Origin of the sequence: Streptosporangium sp. NPDC006013 (assembly GCF_040614275.1) — a bacterium.
In the GTDB taxonomy this organism is placed as follows: Bacteria; Actinomycetota; Actinomycetes; order Streptosporangiales; family Streptosporangiaceae; genus Streptosporangium.
Window position 1 is genome coordinate 1 of record NZ_JBEXUE010000155.1, and the last position, 19,814, is coordinate 19,814.

At 69.8% G+C, this 19,814-nt stretch carries 19 protein-coding genes and 1 pseudogene; 7 read left to right on the top strand and 13 right to left on the bottom strand.

Annotated features, from left to right (window positions below; translation table 11 throughout):
* From ABZ260_RS23295 to ABZ260_RS23350, 12 genes are all read right to left on the bottom strand, one after another.
* A partial coding sequence (locus tag ABZ260_RS23295) for an FAD-binding protein (protein WP_355621215.1) occupies positions 1-523 on the bottom strand: 523 nt, incomplete at its 3' end.
* 69 nt (positions 524-592) lie between these two features.
* The gene (locus ABZ260_RS23300) at positions 593-1,750 is read right to left on the bottom strand and encodes an acyl-CoA dehydrogenase family protein (protein WP_355551022.1); all 1,158 of its coding nucleotides are present in this window, start codon (positions 1,748-1,750) and stop codon (positions 593-595) included.
* Positions 1,751-1,792: 42 nt separating this feature from the next.
* A complete protein-coding gene (locus ABZ260_RS23305; RefSeq protein WP_355621218.1) occupies positions 1,793-2,197 on the bottom strand; it encodes an OB-fold domain-containing protein in 405 nt (134 codons plus the stop codon).
* The gene (locus ABZ260_RS23310; RefSeq protein ID WP_355621221.1) at positions 2,194-3,342 is read right to left on the bottom strand and encodes an acetyl-CoA acetyltransferase; all 1,149 of its coding nucleotides are present in this window, start codon (positions 3,340-3,342) and stop codon (positions 2,194-2,196) included. Before ABZ260_RS23310 ends, ABZ260_RS23305 begins: the two co-directional genes overlap by 4 nt.
* Entirely contained in the window at positions 3,339-3,800 is a 462-nt protein-coding gene (locus tag ABZ260_RS23315; protein WP_355621224.1) for a MaoC/PaaZ C-terminal domain-containing protein, read from the bottom strand. Before ABZ260_RS23315 ends, ABZ260_RS23310 begins: the two co-directional genes overlap by 4 nt.
* Positions 3,797-4,297, bottom strand: coding sequence for a MaoC family dehydratase N-terminal domain-containing protein (locus ABZ260_RS23320; protein ID WP_355621227.1), 501 nt, complete (start codon positions 4,295-4,297; stop codon positions 3,797-3,799). Before ABZ260_RS23320 ends, ABZ260_RS23315 begins: the two co-directional genes overlap by 4 nt.
* Positions 4,294-5,508, bottom strand: coding sequence for a RidA family protein (locus ABZ260_RS23325; RefSeq protein WP_355621231.1), 1,215 nt, complete (start codon positions 5,506-5,508; stop codon positions 4,294-4,296). Before ABZ260_RS23325 ends, ABZ260_RS23320 begins: the two co-directional genes overlap by 4 nt.
* Positions 5,505-6,890, bottom strand: a complete 1,386-nt coding sequence (locus tag ABZ260_RS23330; RefSeq protein WP_355621234.1) for an MmgE/PrpD family protein — start codon at positions 6,888-6,890, stop codon at positions 5,505-5,507. Before ABZ260_RS23330 ends, ABZ260_RS23325 begins: the two co-directional genes overlap by 4 nt.
* A complete protein-coding gene (locus ABZ260_RS23335; protein ID WP_355621237.1) occupies positions 6,887-8,107 on the bottom strand; it encodes a CoA transferase in 1,221 nt (406 codons plus the stop codon). The genes ABZ260_RS23330 and ABZ260_RS23335 overlap by 4 nt, the downstream gene beginning before the upstream one ends.
* Positions 8,104-9,138, bottom strand: a complete 1,035-nt coding sequence (locus tag ABZ260_RS23340; protein WP_355621240.1) for an LLM class flavin-dependent oxidoreductase — start codon at positions 9,136-9,138, stop codon at positions 8,104-8,106. Before ABZ260_RS23340 ends, ABZ260_RS23335 begins: the two co-directional genes overlap by 4 nt.
* Complete coding sequence (locus ABZ260_RS23345; protein WP_355621243.1) at positions 9,135-9,671, bottom strand: MaoC family dehydratase; 537 nt, start codon at positions 9,669-9,671, stop codon at positions 9,135-9,137. The genes ABZ260_RS23340 and ABZ260_RS23345 overlap by 4 nt, the downstream gene beginning before the upstream one ends.
* A 360-nt stretch (positions 9,672-10,031) precedes the next feature.
* Positions 10,032-10,805, bottom strand: a complete 774-nt coding sequence (locus tag ABZ260_RS23350) for an FCD domain-containing protein (RefSeq protein ID WP_355621246.1) — start codon at positions 10,803-10,805, stop codon at positions 10,032-10,034.
* Positions 10,806-11,588: 783 nt separating this feature from the next.
* Here ABZ260_RS23350 and ABZ260_RS23355 point away from each other — a divergent pair.
* The 6 genes from ABZ260_RS23355 to ABZ260_RS23380 all read left to right on the top strand — a co-directional run bounded on the left by ABZ260_RS23355 (position 11,589) and on the right by ABZ260_RS23380 (position 18,824).
* Positions 11,589-12,647: a LacI family DNA-binding transcriptional regulator gene (locus tag ABZ260_RS23355; RefSeq protein WP_355621249.1), complete on the top strand. Its 1,059-nt coding sequence runs from the start codon at positions 11,589-11,591 to the stop codon at positions 12,645-12,647.
* Positions 12,648-12,810: 163 nt separating this feature from the next.
* Positions 12,811-13,779, top strand: a complete 969-nt coding sequence (locus tag ABZ260_RS23360; protein WP_355621252.1) for an ABC transporter substrate-binding protein — start codon at positions 12,811-12,813, stop codon at positions 13,777-13,779.
* Between the two features lie 71 nt (positions 13,780-13,850).
* The gene (locus tag ABZ260_RS23365; RefSeq protein ID WP_355621255.1) at positions 13,851-15,380 is read left to right on the top strand and encodes a sugar ABC transporter ATP-binding protein; all 1,530 of its coding nucleotides are present in this window, start codon (positions 13,851-13,853) and stop codon (positions 15,378-15,380) included.
* Positions 15,373-16,407, top strand: coding sequence for an ABC transporter permease (locus tag ABZ260_RS23370; protein ID WP_355621258.1), 1,035 nt, complete (start codon positions 15,373-15,375; stop codon positions 16,405-16,407). Before ABZ260_RS23365 ends, ABZ260_RS23370 begins: the two co-directional genes overlap by 8 nt.
* A gap of 60 nt (positions 16,408-16,467) precedes the next feature.
* Complete coding sequence (locus ABZ260_RS23375) at positions 16,468-17,859, top strand: hypothetical protein (RefSeq protein WP_355621261.1); 1,392 nt, start codon at positions 16,468-16,470, stop codon at positions 17,857-17,859.
* Complete coding sequence (locus tag ABZ260_RS23380; RefSeq protein ID WP_355621263.1) at positions 17,856-18,824, top strand: carbohydrate kinase; 969 nt, start codon at positions 17,856-17,858, stop codon at positions 18,822-18,824. The genes ABZ260_RS23375 and ABZ260_RS23380 overlap by 4 nt, the downstream gene beginning before the upstream one ends.
* Before the next feature lie 106 nt (positions 18,825-18,930).
* Here ABZ260_RS23380 and ABZ260_RS23385 read toward each other — a convergent pair whose 3' ends face one another.
* Entirely contained in the window at positions 18,931-19,251 is a 321-nt protein-coding gene (locus ABZ260_RS23385) for a plasmid stabilization protein (protein WP_355621266.1), read from the bottom strand.
* Between the two features lie 263 nt (positions 19,252-19,514).
* Between ABZ260_RS23385 and ABZ260_RS23390 the strand changes: the two are divergent.
* Positions 19,515-19,673, top strand: a pseudogene (locus tag ABZ260_RS23390) (PIG-L family deacetylase); the annotation flags it as partial.
* Positions 19,674-19,814: the final 141 nt, after the last annotated feature.

Sequence of the window (19,814 nt, forward strand, 5' to 3'; positions counted from 1 at the left end):
GGCGGCTGGAGGGACGCCCGGCCCACCTCGGCGGCGAAGGCGTCCAGGGCGGGGCCAGGATCGCCGGGCCGCCGGGCACGGCGGTGGCGTGGACGGTGCGTGGCGTGCGATACGGCTCGTGCCCGTGGACGACGCGGGGCGTCCGCGGATCGGGGACGAACCCGGCGGCGAGCAGCCATTCCAGCACGGCCGGCTGCTCGCGCAGTGACAGCCTGGTCAGATCCTCGCGGGCGGTGCCCCGGCTGATGCGCCGGATGTCCTCGAGATGACGTTCCGGATCGTCGTCGATGCCGCGCTCGCGCTGCGCGGAGAACCCTCCGGCGGACAGGTGGCCGCCGGAGTAGGGCAGCGCGCCGCCCACCTCGGAGGCCTTCTCCAGCAGCAGCACCCTGGCCCCCGCGTCCGCCGCGGCGATGGCGCAGGCGAGGCCACCGGGCCCGGCGCCCACGATGATCATCGCCGGTCGCGCTCCCGGGGTGGGCACCACGCGCCTCTCCCGCTCATCCGCGGCATGTGTTTCCATAATGGAAACAGTGTTTCCGGTGGCCGGGTGGGCGTCAAGGTGTGATCACCGGCCGGTCCGATCGCGGTTTCAGACGGCCGTCTCGCCGCGGAGGACGGACTTGGCCACCAGCGTGCGCAGGACGTCGTTCGTGCCCTCGCCGATGCTCATCAGGATCGAGTCGCGGTAGAGGCGCTCCACCTCGTACTCGGTGGAGTAGCCGTAGCCGCCATGGATCTTCATCGCGTCGATCGACGCCGCCAGGGCGACCTCGGAGCAGAAGATCTTCGCCATGCCCGTCTCCCCGTCGGCGCGACCCCGGCGGACCGCGTCCGCGGCCCAGTAGGCCATCAGGCGAGCGGCCTGGACCTGGGTGGAGAGGTTCCCGAGCTGCAACTGGATCGCCTGGAAGTCGGCGATGGCCTGGTTGAACGCCCTGCGCTGTTTGGCGTAGGCGAACGCCTCGTCATGGGCGCGCTGGGCGATGCCGACCGACCGTGCGGCGATGTTCACCCGGCCCCACTCAAGCGCGGAGAGCGCGTGTTGCATCCCCCTGCCCTCGACGCCGCCGAGCAGGTTCTCCCTGGGGACGCGCACATCGTCGAGCACCACCTCGCAGGACTCGGTGCCCTTGTAGCCGAGCTTCGGGATGTCCTTGGTGACCTGGTAGCCCGCGAGGGACGAGTCCACCAGGAGCACGCTCATGCCCTTGTGCGCGGGGGAGGTGCCCGGGTCGGTCTTGACCAGGACCGGGAGCGGGTCCGCGTACCGCGCGTTGGTGATCCACATTTTGGTGCCGTTGACGACGTAGTGATCGCCGTCGAGCGTCGCGGTGGTACGGATGCCCTGCAGGTCGGTGCCGGCGTCGGGCTCGGTGAGGGCGATGCCGGTACGGCGGATGCCGGCGGCGAGGTCGGGAAGGTACTTCCGCTTCTGCTCCTCCGTGCCGCGCATCGCGATCATCCGGCAGGCCAGGGAATGGCTGCCCAGGATGCCGGCGATGCCCATCCAGCCACGGGCTATCTCCTCGAAGACCAGCGCGAACGAGACGGGATCGAGGTCGAGGCCGCCGTACTCCTCGGGAATCGTCATCCCGAACAGGCCCATCTCCCGCATCCCGTCGACGATCTCCGCCGGATAGCGGCCCGACTGCTCCCACTCGCGGGCGACCGGGATGATCTCCCGATCGACGAAGTCGCGCAGGACGGCGCGGAACTCACGCTGGTCCTCGTCAAGCTGGAAATCCACTGCGACCGCCTTTCTCGCCCGGAGCCTCCCGGACTCCGTTGTTCAGGAAACGCCGGCGGGAACGAAGACGGGAAGGGCGCGCCCGTCATCGAGGTCCACCCAGGTGAGCCGGACCGGGTCGTCGATGCGCCACTCCTCCTCCGGCCGGCCTTCCAGCCGGGTGAGCAGGATGACCCCCTCGACCAGCCGGACGCGGGCGATGACGTAGGGAACGTCGAGTTCCGGGCGCGGTGCCCGGTACACGACGGTGAACGAGTCCACCACGCCGGCCCCGGCCGACGTGCTCCAGTTCAGCCGCTCAGAGCCGCAGTGCACGCACAGCGCGCGCGGCGGGTGCTGTGTCCCCGCGCAGCCGGCGCAGGTCTGCACCAGCAGCCGACGGTCCCTGGTCGCCTCCCACCAGGGCAGGGTGATCTCGTCGGGCGGCGGAACCTCGGGGGCGATCACGCCTCCACCCCCAGCACCACGGTGGCGTGCGTCGACAGGATTCCTCCCGTACCGTGGGCCAGCGCGAGACGCGCGCCGGGAACCTGCCGGTCACCGGCCTCGCCGCGCAGCTGCGCCACCGCCTCGATCAGCAACATGACCCCGAACTGGCCGGGGTGGCAGTAGGACAGACCACCGCCCGAGGTGTTGAGCGGGAAGTCGCCACCCGGGCGGATCCTGCCGTCCGCGATCCAGTCCAGCGCCTCGCCCCGGCCGCAGAAGCCCAGCGCCTCCAGGGTGAGCGCCACGGTGATCGTGAACGAGTCGTAGATCTGCGCGACGTCGATGTCGGCCGGGGTGACGCCGGCCCGCGCGAACGCGTCGGCGCCGGAGCCGACCGCGCCGGTCACGGTCAGATCGGCGACGGCGGTCATCGAGGTGTTGGTGGTGCGCTCGCCGTACCCGAGCACCTCGACCGGCTTCCTGCGCAGGTCCCTCGCGCGCTCGGAGGAGGTCAGCACGACCGCGCCGCCGCCGTCGGTGACCAGGCAGCAGTCCAGAGCGGTCAGCGGGCTGGAGATCGTCGTGGAGCCGACCACCTCCTCGGCGGTCAGCGACCGGGTGCCGTAGCGGAACGCGGCGGGGTTCAGCAGCGCCCACTCCCGCGCCGCCACGGCGACCTCGGCGAGCTGCTCCCGCGTCCCGCCGCCGGCGTGCAGGTAGCGTCGCGCGGCCATCGCGTAGTACGAGAGCGGATAGAGCGGGCCGTACGGCGTCTCGAACTGGGCCTCCGGCGTGTGCTCCTCCACCACGCCCCCGAGAGAGCGGGAGCGGGCCGACCGCTGGTTGGAGGCGAAGCTGATCACGACGGTCTCGGCCTGACCTGCCTGGATGGCCTGGGTCGCCCGCGCCACGAACATCTCGAAGGCGGAGCCGCCCGCGTACGTCGAGTCGGTCCAGCGCGGCTGGAGGCCGAAGTGGTCGGCGAGCTGGGTCGCGGAGAACCGGGAGACCCCGGTCGTCGCCAGCCCGTCGACGTCACGCAGGGTCAGCCCCGCGTCGGCGAGCGCCCGGCCGATCGCCTGGGCCTGCAGACCGAGAATCGACCGGTTGGTGACCCCGAGATCCGACTCGGCGGCCCCGACGATCGCGACACCGGTGCTCATCTCGCCTCCGGTCCGTCGACGCCGCCGAGTCCCGCCCCTGGTCCGTCGGCGACACCGAGCAGGACCCGGGCGCGCGCGGGACCCGCAGCGACCCGGTCGACCTCGCCGTCGGCACCGACCACGACCACCCGCTGGCTGAGCACCAGGAAGTCGTCACCGACCTCGGAGACCGTGCCCTCGCAGCGCACGGTCTCCTCGGCGAAGACCAGTGCCTTGAAAGTGAAGTCCAGCTCGCGCACGAAACACCGCGGGCCGAGCCAGTCCTGGATCTGCTCGACCAACAGGGCACCGAACACCTGGCCGTCGACGACCGGCGCGGGAACCTGCTGCCTGGCGACGAACTCGGAGTCGTAGTGCAGCCGGTACCAGTCCCAGGTGGCTCCGGCGTAGGCGACCATGTTCGCGAGCCCTACCTTGCGTTCGAGCGGGGGGACGACCTCCCCGGGTTCGTGGGTCATGCCCCGGCCCCCAGCGATACGAAGATGATGGTCTCCTCGTTCTCCGCGAGCAGCTCGTCGTGCTGGTCGGTGTAGGCCGCCCGCGAGGTGATGATCAGCATCTCCGCACCGGACCTGGTGGTCTTCTCGGTCGCGTCCTTGATCTCCCAGGTGGCGGTGACGACGTCGTCGGGGCGGATCCGGCGGTGGAAGACGTAGGAGTTGCCGCCGCGGACCTTGCGGGTGCCCGGGATCTCGATCCCCCAGTTGTGCCCGGCGTCGCCGTCGGGACCCATCGGCAGGCCGGCGTACTGGTTCGTCTCGCAGATCAGGGTGGGCGGCGCGGTCACCCCGGCCAGTCCCTGGGCGCGCGCGTATTCGGGATCGGAGTACAGCGGATTGTCGTCCCCGACGGCGAGGCCGAAGTACCTGCACGCGGCGGCGCCGAGCTCCTCCGGCGCGGTGTAGACCCGCCTGCGCCCGACGAGCGCGCGGATCTCCTCGGTGAGCAGCGTCACGACGGGTCCTTCGGGTAGAGAGCGGTCGGGAACACCTCAAGCAGGAACTCGGGACGGAGCAACTCCTTGCAGATCGCCCCGGTCGAGGCCGGCCACGGGGGCGAGAGCAGGCGTTCACGGACCGGCGCGACCACGCGGTAGTCCGGCAGGGCCGACTCGACGCAGAACTCGACGACGGAGAGCAGGTTCTCCGGACCGAGACCGACATGGGAGAGCAGGTGCAGGATCGCCCCGTAGGTCTCCTCGGCCTGTGCCCGCAGGTCGCCCGGGTGGAGCGCCTGCTGGGTCTCCATGTCCAGCGCCGCGAAACCGGACATGAACAGCGTGCGGCCGGCCCGGACGCCCGGCGAGTACGTCAGGGTGTCGTACCGTGACCAGCCCGGGTTCACCAGCTCCAGCGGATGCCTGGAGGCGGTGACGTCGATCGCGACCATGGACTCCGGGTGGTGCAGGCGGCTCATCAGGATGCCCCCGGCCCCCGGGTACACCCCCGCTCCGCCGAGCCGTTCCTTACGCACCCGGTGGCTCTTGCGGTAGACGCCGCGAGAGGCCGGAGTCGAGTAGTCGTAGGTGGTCACGACGTTGTCCAGGGACAGTCCCGCCTGGCGCAGCAGCGCGTCCACCCGGTCGAGGCAGTACGCGTACTGGCCCACGAAGTCGCCGGGGGAGACGATGTCGCCCGACTCGTCGACGGGTACGACGGTCGGCAGGTACACCGTGCCGTCATGCCCCTCGCGCACCGGAGAGGAGGCCCGCACACCGGCCTCCCGCCGCTCGCCGGCGACCGGCAGCTCGGTGCCGCCGCCCCGGACGGCACGCATCTCGATCTCCAGCAACGCGGTCGAGCGGACCAGCCGCTCCACCACCACCGTGGAGAGCGTGGGCCGGTGCGCCCCGAAGACCTCCCCGCGCACGGCGGCCGCGGCCTCGTAGTCGGGCAGACCCGCGAGGGTGACGTTCTCCGTCACGTGCACGACGTCGTCCGGGCCGAGGCCGGCGGCCTCGATGATCGTCAGCACCTTCCGGTAGGCGATCCGCGCCTGCTCCTCCATGGTGCCGGAGACGACCATCTTGCCGAGCGCCTCGTCCCGTGCGGCCGCGGTGTGCCCGGACGACCAGACGCTGTTGCCTTCGGACAGACCGAGGCAGAAGGTGAAGCCCTCGTAGGGGAACCAGGGGAACTCGGCGGGTCTGACAGCTCGCAACGTCATCTCTGCTCCTGACTGCGCGGGGCGAACTCGGCTGCGGCGGTGGCCGCGGCACTCAGTACGGCGGTGAGATCCGGTTGCTCGTCGAGCGCCTCGACGACGTCGACGAGCCCACTCGCCCGGCCTCCCACGTTGCCCTCGAACTTGGCGACCAGCGCGTCCCGGCCGAGCGGGTTGACCCCGCCCCCCTCGCTACGCCGCACGAAACCGCCGACGACCCGGCCGTCGCGGAGCCTGATGGAGACGCGCCCCGGCGCGTCGGCGGCCACGAGCCCCGAGGGTTCGGTGACGTCCCAGCGGACCCGGGCGGCGAGCTCGCTCACCTCGGCCCGGGCGATCGAACGCGGCTCGAAGGTGTCCAGGCTCACCCCCCGGTCGACGACCAGTGCCGCGACGGTCCAGGGGAGCGAGAACTTCGCGGCGTACGCGCTCGCCGGTCGCAGCAGGTCGCGGGAGGCGTCACAGACCACCGAGGCGGAGTCGGGGTGGACCTGGGCATGTATCTCGGAGACGTCCTCGGGGCCGAACGGCTCGCGCGCCATCGCGTCGAGGGTCGCCCCCATGGTGGCATGCGACAGCTGGCAGGCCGCGTAGGGCTTTATGCCGATCCGGGTGGTCTCCCACCGGTCACCGAGGTCGGCGACGATCGAGTGCGGGTCCACGCCGCCCTGTGCGAGCGCGTCGAAGACGCCGTGCGGGCCGTCGAACACCGTCTCCGGTCCGGTGGCACCCGCCGCCGCCAGGCGGGCGGCGATGATGCCCGACTGCGAGGCGAACCCGGGATGGAGCTGTTTGGTGGAGGCCCCGGTGCCGAGGAAGGCCAGCAGGCCGCCCGCCTGACTGCCCGCGATCCCCAGCGCGTTGGTGGCCTGGGCGACGTCCAGGCCGAGCAGCCGCGCGGCGACCAGAGCCGAGGAGAAGACACCGGCGACCATGGTCGCGTGCAGGCCGCGCGCGTGGAATCCGTGCGGGGCGGCGGCGGCCACCCGGCAGGCGGTCTCGTACCCCGCCACGGCGGCGGTGAGCACCTCCCGGCCCGACGCGCCGATCTGCTCGCCGACGGCGAACGCCGCGGGCAGGACGACGGCGGTTGCGTGCACGAGACCGCCGGCGTGGGTGTCGTCGAAGTCGAGGGCGTGCACGAGCGTGCCGTTGGCGAGGGCCGCGGCGGGTGCCGAGAGCCGGTGGCCGGTGCCGAGGACCGTCGCCTCATCGGGGCCGCCCAGGTCTCGGGCCACGGTCAGCGCGGGGGTCGCGGCTCCGGTCCGGTACGCGCCGAGCGCGGTACCGACGCCGTCGAGCAGGTGCCGGACGGCGGCCTGGCGGGCCGCGGCCGGAACATCGGTCAGACCGAGCGCCCACCGGGCCAGCTCCCGGGCGATCATCGCGTGGCCGCCTCGGTCACCTCGCCGAACGCGCCTTGGGCCTTCAACTCGTCGATCGTCGCGTCGTCGTATCCCACGATGTCACGGACCACCAGGTCGAAGTCCTCGTTGCGGAGCGGGGCACGGCGATAGGTCGGCGGTTCGCCGCCGACCCGCACCGGTGAGGCGACCTGCTCGACCGTACCGAACCTGGGGTGCTCGGTGGTCACCCGCAACCCGCGCGCCCTGGTGTGCTCCTCCTCCAGCGCGGCCGCGACGTCGTTGATGGGAGCGCAGGGGATCGAGGCCGGATACAGGACCCTCAGCCACTCGGCCACGGTACGTCTGCGGAAGATCTCTTCCAGGAGTCCCAGCAGCTCCACGCTGTTTCGCTGCCGGCCCGCGAACGAACCGTACGGGGAGTCCGGCTCGGCCCATTCGGGATGGCCGACGACCTCGGCGAGCCGCGCCCAGAACTTCTCCTTGGCGCAGCCGACGACCAGCCAGCCGTCGCCGGCCTCGAACGCCTGGAACGGCACCAGCGAGGGGTGGGCCGAATGACGGGTTCGGACCGGGGTGAAGCCCGCGTTCAGGTGCCAGGCCGCCGGATAGGTCAGCATTCCGATCGCGGTGTCGTACAGGCTGACGTCGCAGTCCATGCCCGTCCCGTCGCGCCGCGCCGCGTGCACGCCGGCCAGCAGCGAGAGGGCGGCGACCAGCCCGCCGGAGTAGTCGACCAGGGAGAGCCCGGACTTGGTGGGCGGCCCGTCGGGCTCGCCGGTGAGATCCATCCAACCGGCCAGGCCCTGGAGCACGTAGTCGTAGCCCGGCTCCTTACGGCGCGGGCCGGTCATCCCGAAACCGGTGAGCGAGCAGCAGACGATGGCCGGGTTCAGCTGCTTGAGGTCGTCGTAGGTGATACCGATCTTCGCCGGGACGTCGCCGCGAAGGTTGGAGTAGACCACGTCGGAGACCTTCACCAGGTCCTCGAAGACCCTGCGCCCGGCCGCCGAGGACAGGTCGAGGGAGAGACTGCGCTTGTTGCGGTTGAAGGTCTCGAAGAAGAGCGAGTCCTCCCCCTCGCCGTACGGTGGCACGTAGCGGCCCACGTCACCGCCCACCCTCGGGTCCTCGATCTTGATCACTTGGGCGCCGAGATCGGCGAGGTGCACGCTGCCGAACGGGCCGGCCCCGTACTGCTCGACGGCAATGATCCGGATGTCTTCCAGAGGCTTCAAAGGGTGCTCCCTGCGATGTCTGCCATGAGCGACAGGATCTCGTTCTGAGCCGCGCGGATCTCGGCGGCGGTGAGCCCGTGGGTCGGCGGGCTGAGCTTCACCGAATCGGCCTTCCCCGCGTAACCGGCGATGCGTTCGGCCACCTGGTCGCGGGTGCCGGTCATGGTGAGCACGTCGACCATCTCCGGGGAGACCGAGCCGGCGAGGTAGTCCGCGCCCCGGCCCTGCCGGAACGCGTCGACGACCGCCCGCTGCTGGTCGGCCAGGCCGTGGAAGCCGAAGAAGTCGGCGTAGGTGCGGACGCTGGCGTAGAAGCCGACGACCCCCGACACGCGGCGGACGGCTGTCCGCCGGTCGTCGGCGACGGAGCAGCAGGCGGACACCACGACGTCGAGGTCCGCGCGGCTCTTGCCCTCGACCCGGGCGATCCCCGCCTCCAGCTCCGGCAGAACCAGCTCGTCCAGGTAGCGAGGGGAGCAGAGCTCGTGGCTGATCCAGCCGTCGCCGATCGCCCCGGCCAGCCGGGTCATCACCGGCCCCATCGCCGCCAGGTAGATCGGGATGTCCGTCCGCCGCACCCCGAAGGGCCGCGCGTAGCCCCGCATCCGCATCGGCTCGTACTCGCCGGTGAGAGCGATCTCGGCGCCGGTGGTGCAGGTCTCCCAGAAGTGGCGGATGTTCCGGACGGTCTCCCTCATGTGCCCGGCCGGCTTGCCGAAGCGGGCGTTGTGCCAGTCCTCGTTGAGCCGCCGCACGCCGGTTCCCAGACCCAGGACGAAGCGCCCGTCCGACAGCTCGTCGATGTCGAGCGCCTCCAGGGCGGTGATCATCGGGCTGCGGGTGAAGGCGAGCGCGATGGCGGTGCCGATCCTGACCCGCCTGGTGGCCGTCGCGAGAGCCGCCGCGGTGACGGTGGCGCTGCGATGCAGCTCGGGAACCCAGATGACCTCGGCGCCCGCGGCCTCCGCTCTGCGGGCCACCTCCATCAGCTCTCCGAGGGACTCACCCCAGGGGGCGAAAGTGATCCTCATTCCTGGGACGGCCCCTGGTCACCGGTGAGCGGCTTCTTGCCGGTGGGGAAGAGGCCCTCCAGCTGGGGCGCTCCCCTTTTGTAGACGTAGAAGGTGCGCTTGAACGAGCAGACCTCGTCCCCGTCCTGGTTGAGCGTCCGGGTGCGCACGACGACGATGCCCGCGTGAGGGCGGCTGCCGGACTCCCGCTTCTCCAGCACGAGCGACTCGCTGTACAACGTGTCACCCGCGAAGACCGGGTGGGTCATCCTGATCTCGTCCCAGCCCAGGTTGGCGAACGCGTTCTGGGTGAGGTCGGTGACGCTCTGCCCGACCGCGATCGCCACGGTCAGGGTGGAGACGACGAGCGGTCTGGTGAACTCGGACCGCTTGGCGTACTCGGTGTTGAAGTGCATCTGGTTGGTGTTCATCGTCAGCAACGTGAACCACGTGTTGTCGGACTCGGTGACCGTTCGGCCCAGGGGATGCTGGTAGACGTCACCCACCTCGAAGTCCTCGAAGAAGCGGCCCTTCCATCCCTCTTTGATCGCCATCGCCTTCCCCGGATGCTCGCCTCGGTAGATAATGTCAGACGTATAAAGCGTAGGGCAATGCGGTGACCTTGTCTAAGGTGTCCGACGCCCCCGGTGCCGCCGGTGTGAGGTGCTGCGCGCGTCGTTCAACAGGCAGGGCAGCGGCGATCGCCGTTCGTGTTTCCGGCTGGGCGCGCCCTGACATCCGGCGGCCAGAGCGTCGGGGAAAACACCTGCGGCGAATACATCAGATATTTTAAGCGAGCCTTCGCCACCGGGCATGCGAAAGCCGGAGGGGACGGATCGGCGAGGACGCGCCGGGCGTACCGGCCTCGCGGGTCCCGGCGCGGAGCGGCCGGAAACGCTCGCCGGGACCTTCGCTCAGTCGTGGTAGGCGTCACGGATTCTGCTCAGGTGAACCTGCATGGCCTCGGCGGCGCCTTCGGCGTCGCCGGCGTCGATGCGATCCACGATCGTTTCGTGCTCACGGTCGACCTGCGCCCAGAACTCGCGCGGCACGTCCGGGCTGAGGAACCGTGACTGCAGGACCCGGAAGACCGGCTCGGTCATCACGGTCAGCAGGCCGTTGCCGGTCGCCTCGATGATGATTCCGTGGAAGTGCCGGTGCTCGTTGAACTTCACGCTCCGGCCGCGACTGTGCTTCTCGCGCTCCATGGCGGCGCGCAGCGCGTCGACATGTCGTGGCTCGCGGCGCCTCGCCGCGAGATGGGCGGCGCGGACCTCCAGCATCTCGCGTGCCTCCAGGATGTCCGCCAGGGTCAGGGTGTCCGAGCCCGACATCAGGCCGATGCTGGTCTCGAGGTAGTCGCTGACCTGGTCCGGCTCGATATGGGAGACGAAGGTTCCGCCGGTGGTGCCTCGAACCGTCCTGACGAGCCCCTGCGAGGCGAGAACGCGCAGCGCCTCGCGGACGGTGCTCCGGCTCACCCCGAAGTCGCCGCCGAGATCGGCCTCGGGAGGCAGGCGATGTCCCGAGGTGAGCGAGCCGTTGAGGATCAGCTCGCGCAACTGGTCGGCGACCTGCTGGTACGCCGGGCGTAGCCGGCTGACCGGTAGCGGGGACGGTGCCGTCGAAGGAGTCGCGCGCGTGGCGTCGTTCTGTCTCGCCGTGGACGGCGTGCTGCCCTGCCCCATGGTTTCGCCTTCTCAACCGATCGTCTGGCGGTCCGTGCCATCCTGCGGAGGGAGCCGTCGGCGAACGAGCCGGTCCTGCCCGTGGCCGGTCGGCCCCCAACTCTGTGATCATGCCTCTGATCAGGAATACATCAGACATCGACTATACCCGGACCGGGGCCGACCAGGGCACGCGATCGCGCGCCCGGCCAGGGAACATGGGCCGTCATCCAGGCCGCCCCCGGAGAGATGTCGTTGCGGGCGGAACGACACTGCTTGACCCTCAAACAGTCTGACCTTTAGTCACGGCTTGCCGGGGTCGAGTGACACCGCCTCGGCCGGTGGTGGCCGAGGCGTCCATGCCTATGCGTGCGTGATCAGCGCCGCGTCGAGCGGGCCCGTGACGCTGCGGCGCGTCGCGAGACCGCGTGCCTGTCGGGTCAGGAGAGGGGGCGAGCTGACCGGCTGGCCGGTCACCACGGTCGTCGGAGGCCGGGTGTGCTTTCGTGACGGTGCGGTCGTGGGCGAGCCCGGCGGGCGATACGTGCGCCGCGCGTGACCGGACGGGCCCGCAGGCCGGGCCTGTCCGCGGTGGATCGGCCCTGAGCCGCTGTTTCCAGAATCCTGTCCCGTATGCCGGGGCGGGATTCCGCCGATCTCCGAGTACCTGGCGAAGCGCCGACGTAAAGCCTCGGAAACATACTGTTGACGTGCTGGTTACCGGCAACTAGCATCGCCCTAATCGTTTAGGGGCGACAGGCCCGGGTGGCTGCTCGCCGCAACCCTAATCGTTTAGGAGGTTCGGTGGCCAGGAAGCCCACGCTGCGCGATGTGAGCCGCGCGACGGGCCTGTCGATCTACACCGTCTCGCGCGCCCTCAGCAACGGCGACGGGGTCTCCGCCGCGAGCCGGGAGGTGGTGCTGAAGGCCGCCCGCGAGCTGGGCTACGTGCCGAACCGGGCGGCACAGGAACTGCGCAAGAACACCCGCAGTTCCGTCGCCGTGGTCACCGCCAGCACTTCCAACTACTACTACATCGACCTGATGAAGGGCATCCAGCGCACGCTGCGGCTCTCCGACCGGACCGCGATCGTGGCGGACATCGCGGCCGAGGGCGTCTACACGCCCCAGCTGGAGGACGCCACGGTGCGGGATCTGATCCAGTCGCGGACCGCCGGCGTGATCGCCACCCTCACGCTCGCTCCGCATAACATGAAGTTGCTCGAAGACTGGGACATCCCGGTCGTCTTCGTTGACTCCATCCCGCCCGAGACGGCGAGCCGGGTCCCGAGCATCACGACGGACAACTTCGCCGCGAGCCTGAAGGTCGGTGCTCACCTGGGCGAGCACCACGGCTACGCCGACTGGTTGTTCATGGCCTACCCGGCACGCTGGTCCACCCGGGCCGAACGCGAGCGTGGAATCCGTGCGGCGGCGTCGAAATACGGCGCCCGACTCGAGGTGATGGAGAGTGAGAACGATGCCGAGTCCGCCCATGCCACGCTGAGGGCCTACCTGGATTCGCCCGGTGGATCCCTGCCCCGGGCGATCATCGCGGGTAACAACCCGATGGTGCACGGAGCCCTGCGCCTGCTCCACGACCGAGGTGTGCGGATACCGGACGAAGTCGCGGTCATCGCGTTCGACGAGTTCCCCTGGGCGCCGCTGCTGGATCCCCCGCTGACCGTGCTGAACGAGGACAGCGAGGCCATCGGCGTGATCGCGGCACGGACGCTCACCCGTATCATCGACGACCAGGTACGGGCCGAACTGCGCGGTGAGCCCCCCGTCCCGGTCTACCGGCCCGAGGACCGCCGTGAACTCGGCGCCGATCTCGTCGTCAGGAGATCGTGCGGTTGCTGAGAGCCGATCGACGACCGTGATCTGACGCGAGCACAGGCACCCCCCACGCCGGGGGTCGGCCTGCGATCTCCCCTGACTGCTCCCGCTGACTCATTGTGATCAAGCGGGTGGGATTCCCCGCAGTAACCACGTACCGAGCCCGTATTCCATAGGAGAAGCAAGAATGAAACTGCCCGCCCGCCGGCGTGTGCTCGTCGCCACGGCCGCTGTCGCACTGCTGGGGCTCGCCGCCTGCACCTCCGGTGAAACCGGGTCCGCCGGCGGTACGGCTCAGAAGCCCGAGAAGATCGAGAAGATCGGTCTGATGGTCCAGGACATGTCCAACCCGTTCTTCTCCGCGATGGACAAGGGCGCCAGAGAGGCCGCCGCGAAGATCGGCGCGACCCAGAACACCCAGGACGCGCAGCTCGACCTGGCCAACCAGAACAACCAGATCGACGCCTTCATCCAGCAGGGCATCGACCTGATCGTGATCAGCGCGGTCGACGAGAACGGCATCGAGCCGGCGATCGAGCGGGCCAAGCAGGCGGGCGTCATCGTCATCGCGGTCGACACCCCGGCCAAGGGCGCCGACGCCGTCATCATGACCGACGCCGTGCAGGCGGGCGAGCGGTCCTGCGACTACCTGTTCAAGGAGATGGGCGGCAAGGGCAACGTCCTGCTCGTCGACGGCACGCCGATCCAGACGATCCGCGACCGGATCACCGGCTGTAACAACGCTCTGAAGAACTACCCGAACATCAAGGTCGTCGGCCAGCAGGCCTCCAAGAACGACAGGGCCTCGGGACTGGCCGTCACGACGGACATGCTCACCGCCTCCCCGGACGTGCAGGGCATCTTCGGCATGAACGACCCGTCCGCGCTGGGCGCGGTCCTGGCGGTCGAGCAGGCCGGCAAGTCGAAGCAGGTGAAGGTCACCGGCGTGGACGGCAGCCCCGAGGGCGTGGCCGAGCTCAAGCGGGCGGGCTCGCCCTTCGTCGGCACCGCCACCCAGAGCCCGGCCGAGATGGTCCGCCGTGCCGTGCAGGTCGCCCAGGACATCATCGGCAACAAGCCGCCGCAGGAGAAGACGATCCTCATCGAGAGTGAGCTCGTCACCCGCGACGGCGTCAACGAGTACCAGGGCTGGTAGCGGCTCGACCACCAGGTGCGAGGTCGCGTCCGGCCGCGGCCTCGCACGCCAGACCAACAGAAGGCATCGCGATGACAGTGTCGAATGGTCAGCCGCTGCTGCGACTGGAAGGCGTGACGAAGCGCTTCGGCTCCACGCTGGCCCTCAACGATGTTGATTTCGATCTGCGTTCCGGCGAGGTTCACGCCCTGATGGGGGAGAACGGCGCCGGGAAGTCCACGCTGATGAAGATTCTCGCGGGCAACATCCATCGTGATTCCGGCCGCATCCTGCTGGACGGCACGGAGATCGACATCCGTTCTCCCGCCGAGGCGAAGGCGCACGGCATCGCCATCATCCACCAGGAGCTCAACACGGTCCCGGCGATGACCGTCGCCGAGAACCTCGCCCTCGGCAGCGAACCTTGTAACCGGTACGGAGTGCTCGACCGGCGCGCGATGCTCGCCTCCGCGCGCGAGAAACTCGCCAGGATCGGCGCGCGGATCGACCCGCGCCGCGAGCTGGGAGAGCTGAGCGTGGGGATGCAGCAGGTGGTGGAGATCGCCAGGGCGGTCAGCGAGAACGCCAGGATCCTGGTGCTCGACGAGCCGACGGCGGCGCTCTCACAGGCCGAGGCGCTGCACCTGTACGGCATCATCGACGAGATGCGCGCCGAAGGCGCCGGTCTGGTGTACATATCGCACCGGATGGAGGAGGTCTGGCGGCTCGCCGACCGCGTGACGGTCTTCCGTGACGGCTCCTACGTCGGAACCCGGCAGAAGGGCGGGATCAGCCCGCCCGACGTCGTCTCCATGATGGTGGGCCGTGATCTCGACGACCTCTACCATCGCGGGGAGCGCGCCCCTGGCAAGATCGTCCTGGACGTGCGGGACCTGACCGACGACGACCGGGTGGGACCGGTCAGCCTCCAGGTACGGGCCGGGGAGGTCGTCTGCCTCGCCGGGCTCGTGGGCGCCGGCCGGACCGAGACGGCCAGGATGATCTTCGGCGCGGATCGGCCACGCGGGGGCACGGTGCGCGTCAACGATGCGGCTGTCACCGCCACCGATCCGACACGGGCGATCGCGGCGGGCATCGCCATGGTCCCCGAGAGCCGTAAGGAGCAGGCGCTCTTCCTCGACCATTCGGTGGAGGACAACATCTCCGTCAGCTCCCTGAGACGCTTCGGCGGCTTCGGCGTCCTCAGCCGCCGGCGCATCCGCGGCGCGGTCGAGGGCCAGATGCGCAGGCTCCGGCTCCGGCGCACCGCTCTCGGCCTGCCGGTCAGGGCGCTGTCCGGCGGCAACCAGCAGAAGGCGGTACTCGCGCGATGGCTGATGCGTGAGGCGGACGTGCTGATCCTCGACGAGCCGACACGAGGTGTCGACATCGGCGCGAAAAGCGAGATCTACGAGATCGTCAACGAGCTCGTCACGGCGGGAAAGGCCGTGCTGGTCGTCTCGTCGGATCTGCCGGAGGCCATCGGCATCAGCGACCGGATCCTTGTCATGCGAGCGGGGCGCATCGTCCACGAACTCGACTCGCGCACCGCAACCGAGCAAGACGTGATGCTCCACGCCACCGGGACCCCGGCGCGGACACATGGAGGGCCAAATGACTGACCGATCAATCACCGGCGAGGCCAGACCTCACGGCAAGCAGGGGTTCGACCTCGCGTACTGGTGGGAGCGGCTGGGTATCCTCGTCGTCCTCATCGCGCTGGTGGCCCTGATGGCCGTGATCGCGCCCAACTTCGCGTCGGTCGACAATCTTCTCAACATCGCGCGATCGATCTCGATCAACGCCATCCTGGCGGCGGGCATGACCTTCGTCATCCTCACCGCCGGCATCGACCTGTCCGTCGGCTCGACGGTGGCCGTGTCGGGAGTCGTCGCGGTCCTCGTCGCCATGGCGGGCATCCCCGCGCCGCTGGCCATCATCGCGGGAGTCCTCGCCGGAGCCGTCGCCGGGCTGATCAACGGGCTGCTCACCTCGTACCTGGCACTCGCCGCGTTCATCGTCACCCTGGGCACCATGACCTGCCTGCGAGGTCTGGCCTACACGATGACCGACGGCCAGCCGATCGTGTCCAACACGCTGAACTTCCGCGACATCGGAAACGGCTACATGCTCGGGATCCCGGTTCCGGTGGTGGTCATGGCCGTCGTCTACCTCGTCGCCTGGTTCGTGCTGGAGCGCACCCGCTACGGCCGGCACGTCTACGCCGTCGGAGGGAACGCGGAGGCCGCCCGGCTAGCGGGCATCAACGTCAAGCTCATCACCACATCCGTGTACGTGGTCGCGGGCGCCTGCGCGGGCCTGGCCGGCGTCATCTTCTCCGCGCGGGTGGTCTCGGCGCAGCCCACGGCCGGTACCGGCTACGAGCTCGACGCGATCGCCGCGGTCGTCCTCGGCGGTACGAGCCTCATCGGCGGCCGTGGACGCATCCTCGGCACGCTGATCGGCTCGGTCATCCTCGGGGTGCTCAGCACCGGACTCATCCTGATGAACGTCCCGTTCTTCACCCAGCTGCTCATCAAGGGCGTCGTCATCATCCTCGCGATCGGGATCGACAGCCTCAAGACCCGTGCGCCGCGCCTGCGCAGACGGACGGCGACACCCGTTCAGCAGCCGGTGGGCGGCGGCTGAGCACGCGGAGAACCGGCCCGCAAGCGCGACGGCCGACGTCTTAAGAGAGAAAGGACCCACGTGGTTCTCCCCACTGTCGTCATCAGTGACCCTGTCCCGGGTCCCCGTGTCAGCGAACCGGTGACACTGACCGTCGAGGCGGAGCTGGAGGGAGATCTCTGGATCGCCCGTACGGATGCCGGGGACGAGGTGCTCTGCCAGCGGCTCGCCTCTCGGTCCGGGCCCGGACAGACCGTCTTCGTCGCCGTCGTCTCCTTCGAGAAGCGGATCGAGCTGACCCTGGCGGGCCCGGCCACGGAGCCCGGTGTGCCCGGTATCCGCACCGGGATCCCCCAGGAGTCCGATGCCTTCGTCCGCCTGGACACCGGCTACTTCGATCTCGAAATGTGCACCGGTACGGCCATGGGCACGGGCTCTTCCAAATGGGGCCTGCGGCACTTCAGGTCCGTGGCGGAGGGAACAGACCTCCTCCGGTCCGGCGACAACGCGATCGGCGGTTTCTACGGGCCGTTCTTCACACCGGAGAACGGGCTCATCAACCCTCCCGAGCACACGGTCGTCGACATCGAGGTCGTGGAGCGGGGTCCGGTCATGCACCACTACCGGATGCACGGCACCGTTCCCGACGGCCTGCTCGACGAGCTCAAGGGCAAGAAGTTCGCCATCGACTGGGTCTTCACCTACGGCACCCCGTACTTCACGCGCACCTACCACGTCGACGACTTCCAGACGGTCATCAACGGCCGCTCGATCACCAACAAGATCACCGTCGGTGACGAGTTCGAGGGCGGACCGGGAGAGCTCGTCTTCGACCGCTTCGAGGCCTACGGCGGCACCCGCTACCGGCCGGGTGATCCGTACGCCGAAGAACTGGTCACGATGGTCGGTGAGACCGTGGCGGCCCCCAGGGCAGCCGTGCACCCCAAGTTCGAGGAATTCCGGCGGCTGCTCACCGGTGATCTGGAGTCGGCTCACTGGGACCTCTACTGGCGCCTCTTCTGCGCCTGGGAGAAGGCGCTCGACGAGGACGAGCTCCGGGAGCGTCTCGCACGCGTGCGGGCCACCTCCCACGTCCGCGCCGACCTGCCGGAACGTGCCTGGACACTCGCGGACGAGCCGGTCGACGTGTCGGCCGTCCCTGATGAGACGATCTTCCCGGGACCGGCTTCCAAGACCGTGGAGTTCCATTCCGAGCTGTCCCGGGCGATGATCTGGTGGACGGCGGCGCCCTCCGGAGCCTTCCAGATCGTCCAGCGGCGCCAGTCCGGCTGGGTCAACTGGGGGACGAACGGCGAGAACGAATGCCCGGAACTCCCGGTGGGCGTCGAGATCAAGACCGCGTACGGCATGTTCAAGGACTCCTGGAGAGACGTGGCCGACCAGCTCGCAACCCCTCCCACCGTGACGGACCGGCCGGGATCGGCGGCCCACGCACCGGACGGCACGCCGTGATCAGCGTCATCGGCGAGTCGGTCGTCGACATGGTCGCGGAGGACGACGGCCGAACCTACACCGCGCATCCGGGCGGCAGCCCGCTCAACGTCGCGGTCGGCCTGGCCCGCCTGGGCGATCCCACCGCGTTCGTCGCCCGCCTCTCGTCGGGGGTGCTGGGCCAGACGTTGCGCGCGCACGCCGCGGCGAACGGGGTGGACCTGCGCTGGGCGGTGCCGGCGAGCGAGCCGGCCACCCTCGCCATCGTCTCCGTCGACGAGGCGGGTCAGGCCGCCTACGACTTCCACGTCGAGGGCACCGCCGACTGGCAGTGGCGGGACGGTGAGCCGCACCTGCCGGCGGAGACCCAGGTGATCCACGCCGGGTCCGTGGCCGCCTGGCGGCCGCCCGGCGGTGACCGGATCGCCGACGCCGTCGCGCGGGCGAGAGCCGAAGGCCACGTACTGATCAGCTACGACCCGAACATCCGGCCCGCCCTGCTCGACGACCCTGCCGCCGCGCGCCCGCTCATCGAGCGGTACGTGGCCCTCGCCCACGTGGTCAAGGTGAGCGAGGAGGACCTGCGCTGGCTCTACCCGGAGCGGCAGGCGAGCGAGGTGGCCGAGGGATGGCTGGCCCTGGGCCCCGACCTGGTGGTGGTCACCTACGGCGGCGAGGGCTGCCTGGGGCTGACCCGAGGCGGCCACGCGCTCCGGCGACCGGCGATCCCGGTCCAGGTGGTGGACACCGTCGGTGCCGGAGACGCTTTCACCGCCGGCCTGCTCGACGGGCTGCTGCGGGGCGGTCGTGCCACCCCGGCCCTGATCGGCGAGTTGTCCGAGGCGGAACTGACCGGAGTCCTCGACCAGGCGGTCATGGTGGCGGGCCTCACCTGCCAACGCGCGGGAGCGAACCCGCCCACCCGCGCCGAACTACGGGCCGCCCAGGACCCGGACCGTCGGTACCGACGCACGGCAAACAGGTAGCGCGGGCGGTGAGGGCCGATCAGTGGCCGAAAACAGGTCCGGCCGGACGCGGCCCGTCGCCCCGGTCGCCATGAGGCTCCGAGCGCGGGACGCGCCCGCCGGATCCTCAACGGAGAGCCTTCTCCAACTGCGCCTTGCTCATGGTCGAGCGGCCCTTGATGTTGCGGCGCTTGGCCTCCGCGTAGAGCTGGTCCTTGGTGCGGCCACCGGCTCCGGAGCGCGAGCGCAGTCCGCCGCGCTGGGACGAGGAGATGTCCTGGGCCGAGGCGCGGCTCGCGGTGCGGGACTCCCCGGCGCGGGCGCGTTCCTTGCTGACCGTACGGGCCGCGATCTCCTCGGCCCGGCTCTCCTTCTCCCCGCGCCGTCGCGCGCTCTCCTTGATGTGCCTGTACTGCCGCTCACGCTTGGAACTGGAACCACGCGGCATGGCGATCACCTCTTCGCATCGTTCACTTCTGCCTTACCAGTCCGCTACCCGCGCCGTCCCGCCTGACACCGGCATCACCGCCGTCCCAGACCGACTCTTGACGATGCCCATGCCGGGACCATCCCCGCGCACGTGGGGACGGTCCCGCGAAGAGCGATGTCGTGTTCCGGGCTCACGGCGGGGCGACCGTCGGTTCGAACTGTCGGTGAGGCGTCGTAAGGTGAGGCGGTTCGCTGGGTTTTCCTACGAAGGGGGCGGTGTCGGTGAGTGACGGGCTGACGTTGATGGCGGTTCATGCTCATCCCGATGACGAGGTGATCGGGACCGGCGGGATCCTCGCCAGATACGCGGACGAGGGCATCCGCACCGTCCTGGTCACCTGCACGAACGGCGAGCAGGGCGACGCGCCCGGCGGGGCGAAGTGATGTACCCCGAGTTCGGTGGAGTCGGCTTGGTTGACTCTCATGTCGACTGGACGTTCGGATAGAGCATCTCGTACTCAATGGGGGTGAGCATCCCCAGGGCGCTGTGTCGTCGTTGCCGATTGTGGAAGATCTCCAGGT